Origin of the sequence: Paraburkholderia madseniana (genome assembly GCF_009690905.1) — a bacterium.
In the GTDB taxonomy this organism is placed as follows: Bacteria; Pseudomonadota; Gammaproteobacteria; order Burkholderiales; family Burkholderiaceae; genus Paraburkholderia; species Paraburkholderia madseniana.
Genome location: NZ_VOSW01000011.1, coordinates 41,888 through 59,340, shown reverse-complemented (window position 1 = coordinate 59,340; position 17,453 = coordinate 41,888). Strand labels below are relative to the sequence as shown.

Genomic DNA, 17,453 nt, shown 5'->3' with positions numbered 1-17,453 from the left:
CTACCCGTCCCTGCCGTTCTCGCACGCCTATGATCAGGCGGCGCGACCAACACTGGATCCAGTCAGGGTGCCGTTGATGGCCCGCCAGCGCGCATTCGAATCAGCCACGTGAGATGCCTGGATTCGATGGCGATCAGACTTCCGATTCAATGCAGTCAGCTATCTGCAGTACATCATGCACCAACCCGGCTCGTCTTGACCCTCAGTTCTTCGGCGGCGGCACGACATTGGTCCTCACGCCGGCTAGTGGCGATCCGTATCCACCAGACTGCGCATTGTTCGGCAAACCATTGGCGAGTTGCGCCCGCGGATCCGTCGGATTCAGATTCAGCTCTCCCGCCTGCCGATCACCGTGGGTGGGATACTCGCTCCCGCGTGCAGCCTGCGGCATCAACCGGGTGCTGTTTTCAGGCGAGTTGATATCGTCATACGGGCTGAGACCTTGCGCTGCGACGCTGCCCGCGGCGATACACGATACCGCTAGCAGGAGTCCTCTCAATGCCATCAGTGCTCGCGGCACGCCCGCTCTCTTGAATACGCTTTTCATGTCAAATTCCTTCATTGCAGACCTCATACCGTTTTGCGATACGCAATGAGTAGACGCTGTTTCGTCGCCGGATATTCCCGCAGCCTGTGAAAAAAATGGAAATTTTCACGATCGAAATACCTAAGAAAAGAGATCGACTGCTGTGTGAGTAGACGAGCCGTGGTCCCGTTGACGGGTCATCCGGCCATGTCTTCAGGCCGGATGGAGCGATACCGCGCAGGGCGGGTCCAGAGAGTAGGGAATAAGGATGACGGTTCCGTGGTTTACCCATGCAGAGCGCCGTGCGCTGGAGTCGAGAGGATCGCGGCCATCACGCGCTCGAAAACCAAGGAGTAGCATCATGAAATCGAATTCGCTTAATCGGCTTGTTGGTCAATCCGCGCGTAGTTCGCTCATCGTGAGTGCGGTGCTGATGGCAACGTCAGCCTGTGTGTACGCGCAAACGTCGGCGGAGCCCGGCACGCATCAGGTCACCCGTGCCGAAGTGCGGCAAGAACTCAAGGAGTTGGCTTCGGTCGGATATCGCCCTGTTCCCAATGATCTCTACTACCCAGAGGACATTCAGGCGGCGGAACAAAGGTTGGAGGCCAAACATCAAGCGCAACAGGATGCGCTGACGGGGGGAAGCCAGATGGCGCAGACGAAGCACACACCATGAATGCGACGGATTGCGCGTACAGGTCGCACACGGTTTCTCGAGGCCGGGCAGGGTCGGTTTGAGGTTCGCCCATCGATAGTTACGAACAACGCTTTCGGCTTGACGAGGAGCGCAGGCAAAAAGGTGCAGGTCTCGCGTTGCTCAGCAAGTGACAACCGGGCCTAGCGTGCTGCTGGTAGAAAACGCCACGACGCAAGGCATCTGGCAAGTAGACAACGATAGTGATCGGCATCGGAGGCGCACCCTTTTTGCGATGCGCCTCTGTCTGCAATCACCAGCCATCTGCTATGCACATTTGTCGCCCTTGATACCAGACATGGGGAGAGTTGCCATTCAGGAGCCGAAGAACGGCTGGCAGTAGCTGACTGGACCTACGCATTCATTGCTGCCGGCCTGGGGCAGGGACGTGCATCCCGCAGTCATCAGTCCCGCGAAGGCGGCAGGGAGCCAGACTGCGCGGCGGATGCGCGACGAAGCTTTCCTGCCTACGGGCCGGCTGCGCAAACCTGGAATGCCGTTCGCCGCCTTGTGGTCGCGGGCTGCGCCAGCGCTGTACGCGCCGGGGATCGGGCTTTCGCGAAGATCAAACTGGTTCATTTTCGCATCTCCTGGTCTTCAATTGGAGCGGGGGGCGGGCCTGCGGGTTTTTGCACTTTCAGGCGCGGCCTCGCATGGCCATGAGCATGTCCAATCGACGTGCGCAATTGGTTAGCTAGGTAGACGCTGTTTCGTCGCTGGATATTCCCGCACCTTCAATAAAACGAATTTGGCCGACAGAAAAATCAGTCCGCAGTCGGCTCGTCAGCATCAGGCGGCGGATCGGTATTGGTCACCGATTCTGATCGCGTCGCGGTTACGTGCGTGGCAATGCGATCCTGGCGCGCGGCCACCGCAGCCACCAGGACGCGAACTGGTTGCGCCGGCCCCACGACCACATTCGAAATGTGCAGCGGGCGGGAATAAAACGGAGGACCCGGCAGTCTATGTATTGAATCCAGTCCGGAGGCCCGTCGGATAATCTGGCGGGCTACCTCCTGAACCTTAGTCGAGAGGGCACTATGTCGTCAGATATTCCATCCGATCCGTCGCGCCGCGGCGCGTTGAAATGTCTTGCCTTCGGTGGCGTAGGCACCGTGTTTGTCCTGGCCGGCGGTGTTCTCACGCCGGTGGAATTAGCCCTTGCCGCCACGGCGAAGGATTCGTCAGTTGCCTCGGGTGTTCCCCTGTTCCTTCAGATCAGTGATACTCATATAGGCTTCAACAAGGAAGCCAATCCGGATGTCGCCGGTACGCTCAAGCAGACGATTGATTTTGTCAACGCCATGCCGGTCAAGCCGGCGCTGACGATTCACACAGGCGACATTACCCATCTTTCCAAACCGGCAGAGTTCGACCTCGCGGCCCAATTGTTGTCGGGCCTGAATATCACCGAGCTGCATACCGTGCCCGGCGAACATGATGTGACAGACGGGCCAGGGACGGAATACTTCAACCGTTTCGGTCAAGCCTCGGACAATAAAGGCTATTACAGCTTCGACCACAATGGCGTGCACTTCATCGGGCTCGTCAACGTCATGCATTTCAAGCTGAATGGTCTGGGAGGCCTGGGCGACGACCAGCTCGCCTGGCTGGAAAACGATTTGAAGGGGCGCTCGTCCAGCACACCGATCGTCGTCTTTGCGCACATGCCGATGTGGACGATTTACGAACCGTGGGGGTGGGGAACCGGCGATTCTGGCCAGGCGATGAGCTATCTGAAGCGCTTTGGTTCGGTCACCGTCCTGAACGGGCATATCCATCAGATCGTGTCGAAGGTGGAGGGCAATATCACCTTCCATACAGCGCGCTCGACGGCGTATCCCCAACCGACGGCCGGCAATGGCCCCGGCCCCATGCCGCTGACGGTGGCGAGCGATCAGCTTCCGAGGATGCTTGGCGTGACCAGCATCAAGATCGCGCGCCACCCGCTGAAGGCGACACTTGCCGACACGACACTCGTCTGATTTCGGACACCACTCACCCACAAGGATCCTAATCATGCGAACCACTTTCTTTCGTCTCGCCTTCGTCGTCTCCCTCGGCATCGGGATGCTGATGTGGGGAATCGCTTCCGATTTCGCCGTCGCGCAGGCGCAGGAGGCCAATGCGGTCATGATAAAGAACTTCATGTTCTCGCCGATGTCGCTCACGGTCAAAGCTGGTTCGACCGTGACCTGGAAAAATCTCGATGGCGAACCGCATGCGGTTGTCAACGATGCCGGCCTGTTCCACTCCGGCCCGCTCGATCAGAACGACACCTTCCAGTTCAAGTTCGATAAACCCGGTGTCTACAAGGTATTCTGCGGCATTCACCCGTATATGAAAGCGACGATTACCGTCAATTAGGTGCACTCTCTCCCTGAGCTCATGCCGCCAAAGGTTGAGTAATTGTCCGGAAGAAGGCGAGAGGGGGGAGCTCCGTGCTGCGCACTATCAATGCGGGTGCGCGGCACGGATTATCACGTTCCGAACTGTGACGTTGCGCCGACTTAAGGTGTCGGCTTCGTCTGCCCGGTCTGCCCCAGGCCCATCACTGCACTTCTTTCCGCTTGATGTTTGGCGGCAACCTTTGCTTCCGCGGCCTGAATGTCGGCGGGGTAGTCAACGTCGTCGCCCTGGGCCGGGTTATACCCGGCCGCCTCCAGCTCTTCGAGTTCATGTCGCACTTCCGCGCGAGTGAGCTGATGTGCGGCAGGGGCAGACGAAGATTGTGCATACACGCTGGCTGAAGTAGCCATCAGCACCGCGCCCGCGACAACCAGCGCACGTAGTGGCTGGTCAACAAACTGATTCATTGAATCCGATTTCATGATGCTGCTCCTTGCTTCCTGGGATGCTGATTCCCGCGAAGATCAGCCTGGGCTGCACATAATGCGAGCGGTGGTGAGAGGACGGGACGCAGGCGTGCCGTCATCCGCCAGGGAAGATCAGGCGGGACGAAACGCATGTTCAATTGGTAGTGCTGTTCTTCATGGCTGCGCGCTGTTGCGCAAGATGCTCCTGTTTCATGCGCGCGACCTGCGCCGCGAAGATCGGATTGACATCCGGGTACGAGGTATCGGTGACATAGTTCAGGCCGTTCTGCTGCGCTTCGATCAGTTCCTGATAGACCTCGGCGCGTGTCTTGCTCTGGGCAAATGCGCCCGATGACATGAGAACGGACAGCGACATGGCGGCAATGGCGAGCTTCTTCATTTCAGACTCCTGATAATAGCGTGCGGTATGCAATGAGTAGACGCCGCTTCGTCATCAGATATTCCAATATCTTCGATAAAAGCATTGGCCTGACTGTCCGCGTCAGCTTGCGATCGGCGACATATATCGGATGGCTGGTCGGGGTGATGTCGACCTACGCCAGAGTACTACTGAGCGATTTTGACCGGCGGGGAATAAAAACGACGTGCTGGCGGTTTGATTACTGTCGGTCACGGATTGCGGTTACTGCAGGAATTTCACATGGCCGATCCAGTCAGCGCGCAGCGCTTTGAGAAGCTCGTGTTACCTCATATGAATTCCGCCTTCAATGTAGCGCGATGGCTGACGCATAACGACCAGGATGCCCAGGACGTGGTGCAGGAAGCGTATCTGCGCGCGTTCCGTTTTTTTGGCGGATTCCGCGGCGACGATGCCCGTGCCTGGTTGCTAAGCATTGTGCGCAATACCTTCTACACCTGGTATCAGCAGAACCGGGGCCACGCACCGGATACGTTGGAGTTTGAGGAAGATATGCATAGTCTTGAGACGAGTACCGCTGATCACGACGACAATCCTGAAGCGATGCTCATATGCAGCCAGAGCCGGAGGCGGGTACACAAGGCGTTGCAGAGTCTGCGTCTGGAATACCGTGAGGTGATCGTCCTGCGGGAGCTGGAAGAATTGTCGTACAAGGAAATCGCCACCATTGTGGGCATCCCGATGGGGACCGTGATGTCGCGCCTCGGACGGGGCCGCCAGCAACTTGCGGCACTGCTCGCCCCGACGGATCAGGAGGCGTGATGGATCACGAACAGGCCTTCGAATTGCTGCCCGGCTATCTCGACCAGGAATTGAGCCTGTCCGAGGCGCTCGAATGCGAGCGCCATCTGGCAGGCTGCGAGCAGTGTCAGCAGGTCTACTCGCAGCACCGCCAGGTGAGTGCGCAGCTCAGGCGGGCGGATTTGCGCGTCGAGGCGCCCGCGGAACTGGTGAAACGCATCAAGGCGGCGTTGCCGGGGCGGCCATCGCTTTGGCAACGGCTGGTTGAGCTGTTCGGTTGGCGCAGCGGCGGTGGGTCATTGGGCTGGGCACCAGTTGGTGCGATGGTGATGAGTGTGGTCGCGCTGACGTGGAGCGCGGGGTTGTACCTCTCGGTGCCGTCGAGCGAGACGCGCCTGAGTCAGGAACTTGTGGACAACCATATCCGCTCGTTGCAGTTCAACCATCTCTCGGATGTGATTTCAACCGACCGGCACACAGTGAAACCGTGGTTTGACGGCAAGCTGGACTTTGCGCCACCGGTGGTCGATCTGGCGCAGCAGGGATATCCCCTGGTCGGTGGGCGGCTGGATTACCTGGACGGGCGGCCGGTGGCCGTGATGGTCTATCGGTACAAGCTGCACCCGATCAATCTTTATGTATGGCCGGGCGACGACGCGGGCGCCACGCCTCATATCTATCAGCGGCAGGGCTATCATCTCGCGCACTGGAGTGCCGCAGGAATGAATTACTGGGCAATTACCGATGCCGGGAACATGGAACTGAACGGCTTCATTACGGACCTGCGAGCGCATCCCGCTTCCTAGGTGGCGTCAGGCCTGAGGCATCTGGGACGCCTTGGACAGCACGCGGACGGGAACCGGGTCATGGCGGCCTTTCAGGTGTGCCTCAAGCTGCGGCAGGTCTGCCGCCGAAACGCCGGCATGCTGGAACACCTGTTCAGACACGATTGCGTCGCAAGCGATTTCTTTTGTCAATTCCTCAAGTCTTGAGGCCACGTTCAGTGGGTCACCAATTGCCGTGAATGTCACATGCTCGCGAAAGCCAATCTCACCCATTACAGCCCGGCCGCAATGCAATCCAATGCCAAACCGGATGGGCGTTTGCAACTGCTGTTCGAGCGCAGCGTTGAGTTGATCAATGTTGGCTGCCACCAACGGCACCGCACAAAGCGCCTGGCGACAAGCAATGGCTGGCTCGCCGTGTAAGCCGAAGATCGCGAGCACAGCGTCGCCCATGAACTGGTTTGGCATACCGCCCGCCTCTACCACCGCGGCACAGACAGCGCTCAGGAAGCGACTGACTACGAATATGCTGTCGAACGGTAGTTGCGCCGCCGCAAGCTGTGTGGAACCCCGCATGTCCACGAACATGAACGCCGCGAATCGCTCTTGCGGCATGACGTCCCGCTGACGCGGTTGCAGGAAGGCCGTGGATGCGGCCGGCGGCACCAATGGCCACACGGAGAGATCATGGATCGGCCGCAGCTGGCAAGCAAGACGCACTGTCTGCGAGTCAACGCCCAGTCGCTCCAGGACGCGCCGCTCCGCCTCGGCTGGCGTGGGCAGCGGCACATCGCTGAGCACGCGCACTCTACACAATGTGCAGCGGGCACGGCCACCGCACGTGCTCGCATGGGGAACTCCGGCCATCCGGCTCGCTTCCAGCACCGAAAATCCGAGCGGCGCGAATACCTTGCGCCCGTCTGGGTACAAGATGCAGAGTCGGCCGTGCCGGCGCTCCCGGACCGTGCGCAGCAGCCGCGCCCCAAGTACCAACAGCAGCGCGCCACCATCGAAGAGCAAAAAGTCGTTGCGCAGATCGGCGAGCCAGAGATTCTGCAATCCCGTCCCGACGACCGTCGACCGAGTCGCCGCGGCGCGCCAGACGGGATCCTGCGCAAGCGCAATCACTTCCCGTCCGCCTTGCAGGAAGCCTAGCAGAGCGAGCACCGGGAGCAGCACGGCGACGCTCAGCAACACGCTTCGCCACGCCCCAAACCATGGCTTCAACCGCAACCAGAACCAGACGCCGCAACACCCATGCGACCAGGCGACCACCAACAGCACCAACTGTGCTCGGCCGAAAAACGGCGAAGCGATCCAGAACGAGTACAACAACTGCGCGTAACCCTTGTTCAGGCCGAACGCGGCAAATGCGACCCGAGTATTGGCGAGATGGTTGGCTAGCAGCGGCGGAATGCACAGACCGAGGACGAGCTGCGTCGCCTCACCCCGATTCCAATGCACCGAGCGCCGCTCATACAGAGCCCACAGACCCAGGAAGAAATGCGTCACGAGCGCGCTGTACAGCACGCCTGTTCCAAGCCATCCCTGCCAGATAAACTTCTGTACAAGCAGACCACGCTCCAGCCACGCGAGCGAGATATTCCCTAGCGAGTGATTCAGGAGGTGCGCCCCTACATAGGTGAACAGCACCAGTCCGGTGGTCAACCGAACCGATCGCACTCCCGCCGGCCGCCATCTTTGAATACTGGGAAAGCGCAACATGCTCTGCTCTCCACCCTCTCGATCAAAGGCATTTCGTTAGGAGATCGACCGGCGGGGCTCGGTTCGATGTGGTTGCAATGGGTGTTTAGTCATGCATCCATCGTCTTGTCGCCAAGGTAGCGGAGCTCTTTGAGAAACGCCAGCTTGGACCGGGCCTGCTTGCGACGCCAAACCGGGCGACCACGTGCCTCGACACTTCTATTGTGGAGCTTGATCTTTCAAAGCGTCCCTTCAGGAATATTACTACTGTCGATCAAGCGACTGACTAAACTGAGCGCACGCCCTTTGCTGAACGCACCGAGACTAGCAGGATGATCCCGGCCAGCAGGTACTGCGCGACCACCACATACATGCTGTAGACCATACTGCCGCTGTGCTGTGTGATCAGCCCGTTGATCGCCGGGCTCGCCGCTGGACCAAGGTTGCCGAGGCTGCTGATGAGTGCGATGCCTGCGGCGGCAGCGCCTGCTGACAGAGACTCGCTAACGAGCGTGAAGAAAACTGGCGTCGCAGCAGCGATGCCGATCACGGCGAACGACAGCGCCATCAGCCCGCCCACCAGGTTGCCCTGAAGCAGCGTGGTGCTCCACAGGCCGAGTGCCGCGACGGCAACACAGGCCGCGAAATGCCAGCGGCGCTCATGCAGCCGGTCAGAGCTGCGCCCAATCAGGATCATCCCAATCACGCCGCATCCGTTCGGGAACACCGCCAGGGTGCCGACCACCAGCACGTCCTTGACCCCCCAGCTCTGGATCAAGGTCGGAGCCCAGAACACTATTGTGTAGGTCGCCCCGAGCAGCAGAAAATACACCAGCGACAGCAGCCAGACCTTGGGGTTGCGCAGGATGTCCCCCAACTTCGCGTGGATCTCGCTCTGAGCATCGTTCCTATCGTGTTCGAGACTGTAATACACGAGGTCCTTCTCGGCAGGCAAAAGCCATTTCGCGTCCGCTGGCTTGTCCTCCAGAAACTGGAAAACAAGAATACCGAGTACTACCGCGGGAAGTCCCTGAAGCAGAAACAGCCACTGCCAGCCGGACAAGCCGTTGACACCATGCAGGTACTTCAGGATCGCGCCGTTCAGCGGCCCCGCGATCACGCTGACAATGGTTGTCGCCGACATGAAGATTGCGATCGCCTGGCCGCGACGCGCCGACGGATACCACCATGTGAAGTACAGAATGATGCCGGGGAAGAAGCCTGCCTCGAAGACGCCAAGCAGGAAGCGGGCGATATAGAACTCGGTCGGCGTTGCGACGAACATTGTCGCCGCAGCGACGATGCCCCAGCACACCATGATCCGCAGCAACGTCTTGCGCGCACCGATTCTCGCTAGTAGCAGGTTGCTTGGAACTTCGAAAAGAAAGTAGCCGAGAAAGAAGATGCCGGCGCCGAGGCCATAGACCGCGTTGTTCCACGGCAGCGTCTGTTTCATCTGTAGCTGCGCATAGCCGATGTTGACGCGATCCAGGTAAGCGATCATGTACGAGACCACCAGTATCGGCAGGATCCGCCAACTGATCTTTAGAAACACTGCATCGGTCGCCTTGGTCAGCGAGGATTGCGATGGCGGAGCGCTAGTAATCGCGCCAGATTTCATGACTTGTCTCCTTCCGGGCTTAAGCCTGGTGTCGTCGCGGCCGGTATACCCCGACCGCAGTCGTCTGGGAACGTTCAGAACGAGTGGCGAATGCCGAGGTCGGCGGCGAACTGGGAACCAGGTACGCCAAAGAGCGCGCCGTTGATCGCGAGGCCGGTGTTCATGCCCCCATGATTGTTGACGTAGGCGACCTGGCTATAGAGCGTGGTGCGCTTGGACAGTGAGTAGTCGACGCCGAGCGAGCCGAGGATCGAATGGTTGTTCGAGTTGTTGCCGTCGCGGGTGTACCAGGCGCCGCCGTCGAGGGAGAGGGCGGGTGTGAGCTTGTAGGCGAGGCCGCCGGAGATCACACGGTTGTCGAAGGAGCCGGCGACCTTGTAGAGCGTGTAAGTGGCTTTGACAGTCAGGCGGTCGAAGTAGTAGGTGGCGCCGATGTTGCGCCCGGAGAAGGCGATGGTGCTAGGGTTCGGGATGGTGGCCGCGGAGCCGCCGGAGTTGCCGTTATACATCGCCGCGGTGATCAGCAAGCCGCTGTAGTGATATGTGAGCCCGGCTGAATACTGTTGTCCGGCCTGGAAGTTACCCGGAGACCCACCGAATGCGTACATCGCGCGGCCCTGGATGCCGGCAATCTCGGGCGACGTGTACATAACGGAATTGGGATTGAAGAGGCCGGTGACGATGACGTTGTCGACGTAGCTGACGAGCCCGCTGCCAAACTGCTTGAGGTCCCGGGGATCGTTCGCGAAGATGGACAACAGGAAAGGTGAAAACTGAAGGCCGGCGGTGAGGGTACCGAAGCCGCCGGTGACGCCGACCCAAGCCTGGCGGCCAAAGAAGTTGCCGTTGGAGTTCCCGAATCCCCCGTTGGAGATGTCAATGCCGCTTTCGAGAGTGAAGATGGCGGCGAGTCCGCCGCCGAGATCCTCGGTTCCGCGCAGGCCGAAGCGAGACGCGTTTTCGCCGGCGGATTCAAAGGAAAACTGGTGTCCTTCGCTGGCGCCGGTGGCGAGGTTGGCCGTCTTGCTGGTATAGAGGATCGAGGCGTCGGTGATTCCGTAGAGGGTGATGCTACTTTGCGCATGAGCAGCGGGTGCGCTGGCGAATGTGACGGCTAGTGTGCAGGCGCCGCCGACGGCGGCGTCTCGAATGGCACGAATGGTGGATATCTTTGTCGTCATGAAGGGTGTCTCCTTTAGTTCATAGTATGTAAATGAATGGCGCGATACCGGCGTGAACGGCGGTGTGATTCGGTGTTGTCGCGTTGAGTAGAGCGTTGCACGTAGACGCGACCCAAGCCGAAGCGTTTTATATGTCGTTATAAATTTTGGATACCTAATCATTCTTCAGGTACTTGCCGATTTGCCGTTGCATAATCCCTGGTCCCTATTTACGCGCAATTCACGCGTGGGAACTTGACTCGCGCCGCCGGAATTTGTACTTTGCGCGCCACATCTCACCAGACAGCGTAGCCAGCTAACCGGATCATCGTCGACGACCCGTTCAACACCTGCGTCGCGGCACGCGGCAAGTCCTACAAGACAAAATGGTCGCGAATGAGACCCCGCGCCAAATGCGCGTACTCTTTCAGTCGACAACGCGATACCATCGGGTAAATTCCCTCTCGCAGCGAACCATCTCAAGTGACGATCTGTATCTAGAATGCAAGGCTACCTACCCAGTGTTGTGTTGACCGGAGCTGCTCCTCTGCTTGAGGTGCTCGGCGTTCAACCCGAGTTGGTTGCGGCCGGAACCGATCTGCCGGAGCTTGCGCTCCGTTCCGCGGATGTGCCGATCCGGGGTGCGCAAGTGCTTCGATTCCTTTCGCTAGCTGCCGAAGTTACGCAATGCCGGAACTTTGGACTGAGGCTCGCCGAATATCAGGGCCTTGCGGTCCTGGGGCCGATCCTTGTCATGATGCATGGTGCACGTACCATCGGGGAGGCAATGGATACGCTTGCCGAGTTCTACGTACTACATACGTCGATGTCTTCTGTACGGGCTGTGCGGGACGATCAGGGAATGGTTTTGACTTACGACCTTGAAAACGCTTCCGGTCCCGGAGAGGTTCAGGCAGTTGAACTGGGTCTCGCTAACGGTATGCAGTATTTGCGTACCGTCTGCGGTACCGCCTGGCAGCCGGCCGTTGTGCAATTCCGTCATTCGGCGCCTGCGGACTGCACAATGCACAGGCGTACGTTTGGAGCATCCCTCGAGTTCGATCAGGACAGAAACGCGATTGTCCTCGATCGCGGTACGGTGACGCGTCCGGTGACACAACTTCGCCGTAACGCGCATCGTGTGCTTGAGGCACATTTGCGGCGAGAAAGAGCCCAGGTGGAGGCGCTATGGGTGGTGCGCACGCAAACGATGATTCGCGCACTTTTGCCGTTCACGGACAGTTCGCTCAACGCCATAGCGCGAGCGCTCGCCATGTCCCCGCGGTCCTTGCAACGTCGCCTCTCCGAGGCCCGCACGACGTTCGATGAACTGCGGGAACAAGTTCGTGAAGATCTCGCATTGAAGTATGTGCAGCAGTCGAACCTGCGTCTCGCCGAGATCTCGGAACTGCTCGGTTATTCGCAGCAAAGCGCATTTAGCCGTGCGTTCAAGCGACTGCGGGGCGTCACGCCCCGGCAGTTTCGAGCAATGCGTCACGGGGCTGACCCCGGACGCTCTGCTGAGTAGCAATAGCGTGCCCTGCGTTTCACGCGGCGACGAACGCTGGATTCAGGAATTCCGGATCGGGATATTGATAGAAGCCGCGTCCCGCCAGTTCACCGAGATGCCCTGTATCGATGAAATGAGTTTTCACGTATTCCGCCATGCGCCGATGCGTCGAATCACCCGACCGTTCCGCAAGCGCGCGGGTCACGTTATAGACGGTCGTCATGCCGATTCTGTCGAGAACGCCGAAAGGGCCAATGCGATCCTCCTTGGCAATCATCCACGCCTTGTCGATCGTCTGAACATCTGCGACCTCGTTGACCAGCAGACCCAGCGCGGCGACCAGCATGGGCACGAGCATTGTGTTCAGCAGGCAGCCGGCCTGCTCCTTGCGCAGCGGCAAAGGCACCATGCCGATGCGATGCGCAAACTCAACCACGCGCGCGAATACGGCGGGGTCGGTGCCCGCATGCCCCATGATTTCCGCAATATTGTGCTTCCAGATCTCGTTCGCGAAATGCAGGCTCAGCACGCGCTCGGGCCGGTCGCTGAACATTGCGAACTGGCTCGGCACCAGTGTCGACGAGTTGCTCACAAAGATGGTGCCGGCCGGCGCTACAGCCGACAGTGAACGGTAGAAAGACTGCTTGATTGCCAGATCTTCAGGGATCGCTTCGATGACGAGGTCCGTGCCGGCGACGGCCAAACCGAGGTCGGTATTGCCCTCGATGCGTGCCAGCGTGGCTTCGATCTGCTCGCGAGACGCGCCGAGGTCCGCAGCGTAGACGCGCCCTAGCGCATCGAAACGGGCGTTCGCGCGATCGAGGCAGGCGGTATCGACGTCGTAGGCTACGACGTCGATACCGGAAAACGCACACTGAAAGGCGATCTGCGCGCCGAGCACGCCGGTGCCGGCCACCATGACGCGTGCGATCGGCTGATTGTCGTTTAGGGAATGAGTAGGCATGAGTGACGGGTGCGGTGCGTATCGTAGATCGGATGGGCCGGATCTTTTGCCGGTGCGAGGATTCACGCCAATGGCGAGGCGGCGAGATGGTCGAGCAGCAATGGGATGATCCGGTCCGGCGCTTCTTCCGGGAGCCAGTGACTTGCCCCCTCGAGTATTTCGAAACGGTAGGGCCCGTCGACAAAGCCCTCCGTGAGCAGTGCGGCTTCGCGGCCCAGGGCGCGGTCTTCGGATCCCCAAACGTAGAGTGTCGGGACGGCAATGCGGCCTGCGGGATAAGACAGGTCGTCGGGGAGCGCGCGATACCAGTTCAACGTCGCGGAAAGCGCGCCTGGTTCGCTGAGACGCCGCACGTTGTCGTCCACCAGCGAAGCTGGAACGCGTCCGGCGTATGCGGCCCGCAGCGCCGCTGCTCCGTCCGCCAGCAGGCGTTGCTCTGCGACACCCCCTGGTTGACGAAACGCACGAACATAATCCAGGCGCTTGTATTGGTCTTCTTGATGGAGCGCCGCTTGCAGCGCTAACGGATGTGGCGTGGCCAGCACGGACAGCGAACTCACGCGGTGCGCATGCGTCGAGGCGAGCCCCCACGCAACCAGTCCGCCCCAATCGTGGGCAATCAGATGGAAGCGTCCTGCGCCCAGTTGATTGGCGAATGTCAGGGCGTCCGAGTGGAGGTGCCCGGCTGCGTAGGATGCAATGTCTTTCGGCCGGGCGTTCTCAGCGTAGCCGCGCTGATCCACAGCGACTGCCCGGTAGCCTGCTGCGCCGAGCGCGGCCAGAATCTCGCGCCAACAGTCGGCGAATTCCGGCCACCCATGCAGCAGGAGAACGCACTCCCCGCTCCGCGGCCCCGCGGCCAGAGCTTTGTGGGTATGCGGCCCGCAGGCCAGTGTCAGCTCTTCCAGGGGCAGAAGCGGTGCGGAGGGTGCAAGGTGAGTCATCGGTGTGATCTCCGTGAGGCAGAAGCGTGGATCAGGTGCGTCGACGTCGCTTAACGGCCGCCCTGGCAGCCGATCAGGTCGATCTCGGGCAACTCATTGGCTTTGCAGTAGTCCTGATAGCGGCTCAAAGCCGTCCGCCACGTCTCGACGAATGTGACCTTGCCGTCTTCGTCGAGGAAGTGGAGCTCACCGGTCGACACCACGAGCGCCATACCATTGTCGTCGTCGGAGAGATTCGTGAACGAGTGTGACGACTCCGAGGGCTCAAACACGAAATCGCCGGCTTGCGCGATCCAGTCGTGCTGGTCGTATTTCCAGCGACCGCTGAGGGTGTAGACCATCACCGTGCCGGTATGGCGATGAATATGCGCGCCTTCGCCTTTGGCCGCCTTCATGAGCAGGACCACTTCGCCCGTGACGGGGTTGATCTTGAAGTACTTGAGTAGAATCTTGTCGTTGATCGGCGCGAAGGGAATCCACGGCGTGGCGTTTCCAGCGATATGGACCGTGTCGATCGCGGAAACATCGTTGAGGGCTAGCGTCGCTTCTGCGTTCATGGAATGAGTCTCCGATTGTGTTGGGGGCTGGACGTGCGCAGCGTGAACCGTGCGCAATCTCCAGTGCCTATTCAATCGCAAGTCGCCCGTCGGAACTTGACCTGTGCCGCCCCATTTTGTACTTTACGCGCCAGGTTTTTCTTCTCTGGACCGGAAGGAAAGTGTGGTCCTGTAGCGAGGCGCAATGCGGCGTCAAACGACGCCGTCAGCCTTCAACCGTGAGAGCCGTTCGTCCGACAGACCAAGCAGCGACTGCAGAACATCCTTCGTGCCTTCCCCGAGTTGCGGCGGTGCGCTTCGTACTGGCAAGCGCGCACCGTCGAAGCGGTAGGGCGGAGCGAGGACGTGCGTGCTGCCGGCCTCCGGATGCGGCTGCGTCGTCACGAGCCCGGCGTCCGTCGCGCGCTTCGAGGTGAGTGCCTCGTGAAGACCGAGCACTTCGCCACATGGAATGCCGGCCTGAGCCAGGCGCTCCAGCAACACCCTGCGTGCTCTCCGGCCAATCTCGCGCTTGAGTTCGGGCACGAGAGCCTCGCGGTTCGCCGCACGGCCGATGTTCGTCTGGAAGCGCTCGTCTTCGGCAAGATCCGGGCGTTCAATCACATCGCGACAGAAGCGCGTGAACTGACTGTTGTTGCCGACCGTGATGACGAGCGGTCCATCGGCCGCATCGAATACGCCGTAGGGCACGATCGAGGGATGCGCGTTGCCGTAACGCGGCGGGTCTTCGCCCATGATCAGCGCTTCCAGCCCGTAATACGACGTGATCATCAGGCCGCAATCGAACAGCGCCATTTCGATGTGGCGTCCCTTGCCGGTCTTCTGGCGCTCGAACAGCGCTGCGAGCACCGCCTGGGCGGAGTACATCCCGGTGAACAGGTCGACGGCCGCAACGCCGAATTTCAGAGGCGGCTGATCGGCTTCGCCGTTGAGCGCCATCAGCCCGGCCTCGCCTTGAACCACCAGATCGTAGCCGGGACGTGCGGCTTCCGGTCCCGTGCGGTCATAGCCGGAGATTGAGCAGTAGATCAGGTCCTCATGTTCCTGCTTCAGTTGCTCGTATCCGAGGCCCAGCTTTTCCACGCCGCCGAACTTGAAGTTCTGGATCACGACGTCGCACTTCTGCGCCAGCTCCCGCGCGATCTGCTGGCCCTCGGCGGTTTGCAGGTCGAGGCTCACGGAGCGCTTGTTGCGGTTGACGCTGTTGAAATAGGCTGTCTCGGTCGAACCGACGCGCAGGCCCCAATCGCGGGTGTCGTCGCCGCGTTTTGGGTGCTCGACCTTGATGACTTCGGCGCCGAGGTCACCCAGCACCATGGAACACCACGGTCCGGCAAGTATCCGGGAGAGATCGAGAACGCGAATGCCGGCGAGCGGCAGTGAGGAGGGCAGGTTAGACATGGCAAATCCAGGTTGACAGGGGGTATAGCGAGGAGGTCACTTCTAGTCGACCGGGTGCAGGCTGGAGGTGAGTGCGTCGTCCGCAACTTGCGTGGAACTCTTCATCGATCCGATCCCTAACCCGAGTCTCGAGCGCCCGAGGCTCGGAATTATTGGGACGATCGTCCTAATTTGTCAATTTTTTAGACAGTTGACCTATTTTGTAGTGGCAGGAATCGCTGCAACCAGCAGGCGCCGTATGGTGCGCCGAAATCGCTTGCCTTCGGGGTCCTCTCCAGAGAGTGTCATTTGCAGTGCATTGAAGAAGTGCGCATCAAGCAGGAGAAATGTCTGATGGATCGTTCCGCGTGATGCCTCAGGCTGCTGCAGATGAAGAAGTGTAGAGGTGGCGTTCTCCAGATCCCGCTCGATCTCCGAGGTGGCTGCGCGCAAATCTGGATTAAACAGTGCTTGAGCGCGTAGGTCGTACCAGAGACGATGAGTCTTCGCGTCGCTGGTAGCGGCTGCGATTAGCAGGTCGATGACTGAGGTTACGCGGTTCTTCGTGGTTCCTTCCTGCTCCATCGCTTCCACAAGACGACCAATGAAGCGGGTCTTGTAGCGACGTATTGTGTAGAGAATGAGGTCGGTCTTGCTCTCAAAATAATAGTGCAGCTGCCCTAAGTTGATTTCTGCAGCTTCCGCGATGTCGCGCAGCGACGTTTCAGCGTACCCGTGTTCCGCAAAGCACCTGATCGCGTGGTCAGCGATCTCGATCCGACGATTTTCGCGCTTTTCGGTTTGTTGCATGTCGTGGTATTCCCGTTGTTTGTGCCTCGTTCTCTGGCCTTTCCCACATTATCGGAAAGAACAGGCGAGTGGCGCGTAAAGTACAAAATCGGGCGGCACAGGTCAAGTTCCGACGGACGACTTGCGATTGAATAGGCACTGGAGATTGCGCACGGTTCACGCTGCGCACGCCCAGCCCTCAACACAATCGGAGACTCATTCCATGAACGCAGAAGCGACGCTAGCCCTCAACGATGTTTCCGCAATCGACACGGTCCATATTGCTGGAAACGCCACGCCGTGGATTCCCTTCGCGCCGATCAACGACAAGATTCTACTCAAGTACTTCAAGATCAACCCGGTCACGGGCGAAGTGGTCCTGCTCATGAAGGCGGCCAAAGGCGAAGGCGCGCATATTCATCGCCATACCGGCACGGTGATGGTCTACACGCTGAGCGGTCGCTGGAAATACGACCAGCACGACTGGATCGCGCAAGCCGGCGATTTCGTGTTTGAGCCCTCGGAGTCGTCACACTCGTTCACGAATCTCTCCGACGACGACAATGGTATGGCGCTCGTGGTGTCGACCGGTGAGCTCCATTTCCTCGACGAAGACGGCAAGGTCACGTTCGTCGAGACGTGGCGGACGGCTTTGAGCCGCTATCAGGACTACTGCAAAGCCAATGAGTTGCCCGAGATCGACCTGATCGGCCAATAGCATGCCTGCATAACCCGGAGCGAGAACATCGCCGAGATGCCGCTACGCGGACGCCGCTGGTGGATGCATTCGTGAACCGGGTACCCACTATCGGAACCAAGG

The 17,453-nt window shown here is 59.7% G+C and carries 19 protein-coding genes; 7 read left to right on the top strand and 12 right to left on the bottom strand.

The features are described 5' to 3' along the window. Positions 1-202 precede the first annotated feature (202 nt). The gene (locus tag FSO04_RS08035; protein WP_233464777.1) at positions 203-505 is read right to left on the bottom strand and encodes a hypothetical protein; all 303 of its coding nucleotides are present in this window, start codon (positions 503-505) and stop codon (positions 203-205) included. A 382-nt stretch (positions 506-887) separates the two neighbouring features. Between FSO04_RS08035 and FSO04_RS08030 the strand changes: the two genes are divergently transcribed. Beyond that, a complete protein-coding gene (locus FSO04_RS08030; protein ID WP_154559160.1) occupies positions 888-1,205 on the top strand; it encodes a DUF4148 domain-containing protein in 318 nt (105 codons plus the stop codon). A 333-nt stretch (positions 1,206-1,538) separates the two neighbouring features. On the opposite strand, the gene FSO04_RS08025 is transcribed toward FSO04_RS08030, so the two are convergent. Beyond that, the gene (locus tag FSO04_RS08025) at positions 1,539-1,802 is read right to left on the bottom strand and encodes a hypothetical protein (protein WP_154559159.1); all 264 of its coding nucleotides are present in this window, start codon (positions 1,800-1,802) and stop codon (positions 1,539-1,541) included. A gap of 461 nt (positions 1,803-2,263) precedes the next feature. Here FSO04_RS08025 and FSO04_RS08020 point away from each other — a divergent pair, with 461 nt between their 5' ends. Together FSO04_RS08020 and FSO04_RS08015 are read left to right on the top strand one after the other, a co-directional pair. Then, a complete protein-coding gene (locus FSO04_RS08020; RefSeq protein WP_154559158.1) occupies positions 2,264-3,208 on the top strand; it encodes a metallophosphoesterase family protein in 945 nt (314 codons plus the stop codon). A gap of 85 nt (positions 3,209-3,293) precedes the next feature. After that, on the top strand, positions 3,294-3,590 hold the full coding sequence (locus tag FSO04_RS08015) for a cupredoxin domain-containing protein (protein ID WP_233464776.1): 297 nt from the start codon (positions 3,294-3,296) through the stop codon (positions 3,588-3,590). A gap of 143 nt (positions 3,591-3,733) precedes the next feature. Here the strand turns inward: FSO04_RS08015 and FSO04_RS08010 are convergent, their stop codons facing one another. Then, positions 3,734-4,054, bottom strand: a complete 321-nt coding sequence (locus tag FSO04_RS08010; protein ID WP_154559156.1) for a DUF4148 domain-containing protein — start codon at positions 4,052-4,054, stop codon at positions 3,734-3,736. Positions 4,055-4,193: 139 nt separating this feature from the next. After that, on the bottom strand, positions 4,194-4,439 hold the full coding sequence (locus FSO04_RS08005) for a DUF4148 domain-containing protein (protein ID WP_154559155.1): 246 nt from the start codon (positions 4,437-4,439) through the stop codon (positions 4,194-4,196). Between the two features lie 261 nt (positions 4,440-4,700). Between FSO04_RS08005 and FSO04_RS08000 the strand changes: the two genes are divergently transcribed. Next, the gene (locus FSO04_RS08000) at positions 4,701-5,240 is read left to right on the top strand and encodes a sigma-70 family RNA polymerase sigma factor (protein ID WP_154559154.1); all 540 of its coding nucleotides are present in this window, start codon (positions 4,701-4,703) and stop codon (positions 5,238-5,240) included. Then, on the top strand, positions 5,240-6,025 hold the full coding sequence (locus FSO04_RS07995) for an anti-sigma factor family protein (protein ID WP_154559153.1): 786 nt from the start codon (positions 5,240-5,242) through the stop codon (positions 6,023-6,025). Before FSO04_RS08000 ends, FSO04_RS07995 begins: the two co-directional genes overlap by 1 nt. Before the next feature lie 6 nt (positions 6,026-6,031). Here the strand turns inward: FSO04_RS07995 and FSO04_RS07990 are convergent, their stop codons facing one another. The 3 genes from FSO04_RS07990 to FSO04_RS07980 all read right to left on the bottom strand — a co-directional run bounded on the left by FSO04_RS07990 (position 6,032) and on the right by FSO04_RS07980 (position 10,510). Continuing rightward, positions 6,032-7,729: an adenylate/guanylate cyclase domain-containing protein gene (locus tag FSO04_RS07990; protein WP_154559152.1), complete on the bottom strand. Its 1,698-nt coding sequence runs from the start codon at positions 7,727-7,729 to the stop codon at positions 6,032-6,034. Positions 7,730-7,994: 265 nt separating this feature from the next. Continuing rightward, positions 7,995-9,329 carry an MFS transporter gene (locus tag FSO04_RS07985; protein ID WP_154559151.1) on the bottom strand — a complete coding sequence of 445 codons (1,335 nt, stop codon included), beginning with the start codon at positions 9,327-9,329 and terminating at the stop codon, positions 7,995-7,997. Between the two features lie 74 nt (positions 9,330-9,403). Next, the gene (locus FSO04_RS07980; RefSeq protein ID WP_154559150.1) at positions 9,404-10,510 is read right to left on the bottom strand and encodes a porin; all 1,107 of its coding nucleotides are present in this window, start codon (positions 10,508-10,510) and stop codon (positions 9,404-9,406) included. A 481-nt stretch (positions 10,511-10,991) separates the two neighbouring features. Between FSO04_RS07980 and FSO04_RS07975 the strand changes: the two genes are divergently transcribed. Then, entirely contained in the window at positions 10,992-12,017 is a 1,026-nt protein-coding gene (locus FSO04_RS07975) for an AraC family transcriptional regulator (RefSeq protein ID WP_154559149.1), read from the top strand. A 19-nt stretch (positions 12,018-12,036) separates the two neighbouring features. Here the strand turns inward: FSO04_RS07975 and FSO04_RS07970 are convergent, their stop codons facing one another. The 5 genes from FSO04_RS07970 to FSO04_RS07950 form a co-directional block, all read right to left on the bottom strand. Beyond that, complete coding sequence (locus FSO04_RS07970; protein WP_154559148.1) at positions 12,037-12,963, bottom strand: 3-hydroxyacyl-CoA dehydrogenase; 927 nt, start codon at positions 12,961-12,963, stop codon at positions 12,037-12,039. A 62-nt stretch (positions 12,964-13,025) separates the two neighbouring features. Beyond that, positions 13,026-13,907, bottom strand: coding sequence for an alpha/beta fold hydrolase (locus FSO04_RS07965; protein ID WP_154559147.1), 882 nt, complete (start codon positions 13,905-13,907; stop codon positions 13,026-13,028). A 50-nt stretch (positions 13,908-13,957) separates the two neighbouring features. Continuing rightward, the gene (locus FSO04_RS07960; protein WP_154559146.1) at positions 13,958-14,464 is read right to left on the bottom strand and encodes a 2,4'-dihydroxyacetophenone dioxygenase family protein; all 507 of its coding nucleotides are present in this window, start codon (positions 14,462-14,464) and stop codon (positions 13,958-13,960) included. A 192-nt stretch (positions 14,465-14,656) separates the two neighbouring features. Continuing rightward, positions 14,657-15,865 (bottom strand): CaiB/BaiF CoA transferase family protein, encoded by a 1,209-nt coding sequence (locus FSO04_RS07955; protein WP_154559145.1) that lies wholly within the window; start codon positions 15,863-15,865, stop codon positions 14,657-14,659. Between the two features lie 195 nt (positions 15,866-16,060). Continuing rightward, a complete protein-coding gene (locus tag FSO04_RS07950; RefSeq protein ID WP_154559144.1) occupies positions 16,061-16,654 on the bottom strand; it encodes a TetR/AcrR family transcriptional regulator in 594 nt (197 codons plus the stop codon). Positions 16,655-16,856: 202 nt separating this feature from the next. Here FSO04_RS07950 and FSO04_RS07945 point away from each other — a divergent pair, with 202 nt between their 5' ends. Then, positions 16,857-17,351 carry a 2,4'-dihydroxyacetophenone dioxygenase family protein gene (locus tag FSO04_RS07945; RefSeq protein WP_154559143.1) on the top strand — a complete coding sequence of 165 codons (495 nt, stop codon included), beginning with the start codon at positions 16,857-16,859 and terminating at the stop codon, positions 17,349-17,351. Positions 17,352-17,453: the final 102 nt, after the last annotated feature.